Below are 702 nucleotides of genomic sequence, written 5' to 3'. Positions count from 1 at the left end.
AGCTGGCGGATCAGGCCGAACAGGTGCTCGGTCTCGCGCGACGACAGCGGCGTCGTCGGTTCGTCCATCACGAGGATGCGCGCGCGGGTGTGCACTGCACGCGCGATCTCGACGAGCTGCTGTTCGGCGATCGACAGCGTGCCGACCAGCGTTTCCGGACCGAACGGCGCACCGAGGCGCGTGAGTACGTCCTGGCAGCCGCGCGCCATCGCCGCGCGGTCGATGGTGCCCCAGCGCCGGTTGCCGCGCCGCAGTTCGCGGCCGACGTAGATGTTTTCCGCGACGGTGAGGTTCGGCGCGAGGCACAGCTCCTGGTAGATCACCGCGACGCCCGCATCGCGCGCGGCGAGCGGGCCGTCGACGTCGATGCGCTCGCCGTCGATCAGGATCTCGCCGCCGGCGTCGGCGCGGTACGCACCCGACAGGATCTTCATCAGCGTCGATTTGCCTGCGCCGTTCTCGCCCATCAGCGAATGGATCTCGCCCGGATAGACGGTCAGGCTGACGTTGTCGAGCGCGCGCACGGCGGGGAACGTCTTGCTGATCCCGCGCATCTCGAGCAGCGGCCGGGGCGAGTTAGAACGAGACATAAGCGACCTCCTGCGTATCCAGGCCTGCACCTCTCAGAATCCCGGAGCGCGGGGAGAAGTTGAAGAACATCGGCAGCGTCGCGGCGCCGATCGCACCGGCGTCGGCGCCGAA

Annotated in this window: 1 protein-coding gene; it reads right to left on the bottom strand. The window is 68.8% G+C overall.

Annotated features, from left to right (window positions below; all coding sequences use genetic code 11):
* A partial coding sequence (locus DIE23_RS39100) for an ATP-binding cassette domain-containing protein (RefSeq protein WP_148093507.1) occupies positions 1-590 on the bottom strand: 590 nt, incomplete at its 3' end.
* Between the last annotated feature and the right edge of the window lie 112 nt (positions 591-702).

This window comes from Burkholderia sp. Bp9143 (assembly GCF_003853645.1).
Taxonomy (GTDB): domain Bacteria; phylum Pseudomonadota; class Gammaproteobacteria; order Burkholderiales; family Burkholderiaceae; genus Burkholderia.
This window is presented reverse-complemented; position numbering and strand designations above follow the sequence as displayed.